Genomic DNA, 2,112 nt, shown 5'->3' with positions numbered 1-2,112 from the left:
GTCGCGGGGTTGAAGCGCGACGGCACGCCGAACATGAAACCCGCCAAAGCGGAACACGCGCAAGACTTCCTGCGCTTCGACCGCCACGGCGATGTGCTGGATAACTTTTTCGCCAACTTTTACCGCCAATGCAAGGAGCCGAAACGCTTCGGCTTCTACCGCGTAGCGGCAGAGGGGGCAGACAAGGTGATGGAGGTGCTGAAAGAACTGCTGAAAAACCCGGAGCAGAACAAGGATTTGCTTGCCCCGCACAAGGTCGATACGACCAAGTACGAGCAGGCCGCCCAGCAGCAGACGCAGGAGGCGGAGCAACAAGCCGCCTCCGAACAAACGCCGCAGCCGGAAGAAGAATCGCAGCAAACTGAACAGGCGAGCGAGGAGCAAACACAACAGCCGGAGCCGACACCCGCCGAGGAGCAGGACAACGAGAGGAGGTATAAACCTATCGACACCGACCGCCTCGACCGTGCGGAGGTCGAACGACGCTGGGGTATCGACCTCACGGCGTTGGAGCAGTCGGGCGATCTGGAGCGGATGCGTCATTACGGCAAGTCGCAGCTTATCGAATGTACCCCCGATTTCGGAGGCATCCGCGTTGCGATGCAGGCGCGTCTGTCGCTGCGGGAGAATCCCGACGGCACGGTATCGCTCGTGCCTCACCCGATCCGTAAGGAACCGAACCTCGACGAGTACCTGAACGTCAAGTTTACCCCCGAAGATCAGGAGAACCTGAAAAAGACGGGTAACCTCGGACGTGTGGCCGAGGTGGTCGATCCGGCTACGGGCGAGCTTATTCCCTCCTATATCAGTATCGACCGTCTGACCAACGAAACGGTGTCGGTTCCGGTAAAGGCCATCCGCATCCCCGACAAAGTGAAAAGTGTCCGCCTTACCAAAGAGCAGAAAGAGGCTTTGGCCGAGGGCAAAGGCGTGTATGTAGAGAATATGATCGGCAAGAGCGGCAAGAAGTTCAATGCCACGATCCAAATCAATGCCGACAAACGGGGGCTGGACTTTCATTTCGGAGGTCAAAGGAGAGCGCAGCGGCAGGAGCAGACGCAAGCGACGGACACCACGCAGCAGCCCCGCCGCCTGCGCATCGGGAAAACGTTGCTCGGTGCGGAGATTACACCGGAGCATAAGGCGGGCTGGGAGCAGAACAAATGGGTGTATATCGAGGGCATGACCGATAAGAAAGGCAAGCAATTCAACGCCTATGTACGCCCGAATCATGAAAAGGTAAAGTTCGATTTCAGCCGCCGGAAACCGGAGCAGTCGCAAATCTACGAGATCAAGCCCGACAACGCCTCGCGGAAGCAGGTGGCCGTCAATTCGGAGGGTAAGACCGATGAAGCGACCAAGCACGTCGGCGAGCCGCTGCAACGGGGACAGACCGCTCCCGCCAACGAGGAGCAGCAGCGCAGGCAGCAGCAGGCGAACAAACCCAAAATGCGCATGTAGCTATGACGGCATTTATTATCCTTCTCCTTTCCTGTGTCGTCCTTGTCGTGGGCGGCTACCTATGGCGGCGTGTCGATTGGCAGGCCATCGAGGACGAGAACAAGCGGTATTATACCTCCGACGGGTCTCACCTCTATTACGACCGGAAAATCCTGCGCCGCTTGCGTGAGGAGGCGGAAAAACCGCAGACGCAAAAGAGAGAATAGCGAATCGACCTAATTTTAAATCCGGACTCTTAGTCCGGCCACTAAATCCACATTAAATAAATCAGTTCAGTATGAAAACAATTATTGCAGAGAAACCGAGCGTGGCGCGTGAAATCGCCCGTATCGTGAAAGCTGGCAAGCGCGAAATCGGCTATTATGCCGGAGCGGATTACAACGTGACATGGGCTTTCGGGCATCTGGTACAGCCCGCCCTGCCCGACGGCTACGGCATCAAGGGCTTCCACCGCGACAACCTGCCGATCATCCCGCCTGTCTTCCAGCTCGTGCCGCGACAGGTCAAGACCGACAAAGGCTACAAGCCGGACAGCGACGTGGCGGCGCAAATCAAGGTCATCGCGCGGCTGTTCCGCGAGAGCGAACGCATCATCGTGGCGACCGACGCCGGACGCGAGGGCGAGTTGATCTTCCGCTACCTGTACGAGTA

Annotated in this window: 3 protein-coding genes; all 3 read left to right on the top strand. The window is 57.9% G+C overall.

All coding sequences use genetic code 11. The features are described from left to right. Nucleotides 1-1,461: DUF3945 domain-containing protein (locus ACMQ11_RS08660; protein ID WP_418992367.1), on the top strand; the 1,461-nt coding region annotated here is incomplete at its 5' end. A 2-nt stretch (nt 1,462-1,463) separates the two neighbouring features. After that, nucleotides 1,464-1,667 carry a hypothetical protein gene (locus tag ACMQ11_RS08655; protein WP_418992366.1) on the top strand — a complete coding sequence of 68 codons (204 nt, stop codon included), beginning with the start codon at nt 1,464-1,466 and terminating at the stop codon, nt 1,665-1,667. A 71-nt stretch (nt 1,668-1,738) separates the two neighbouring features. Then, the coding region (locus ACMQ11_RS08650; protein WP_418992365.1) for a toprim domain-containing protein at nt 1,739-2,112 on the top strand (374 nt) is incomplete at its 3' end.

Source organism: Alistipes sp., from assembly GCF_048465575.1.
Classification (GTDB): Bacteria; Bacteroidota; Bacteroidia; order Bacteroidales; family Rikenellaceae; genus Alistipes.
The sequence above is the reverse complement of the archived record's forward strand: the minus strand, read 5'-3'. Positions and strand labels throughout refer to the sequence as shown.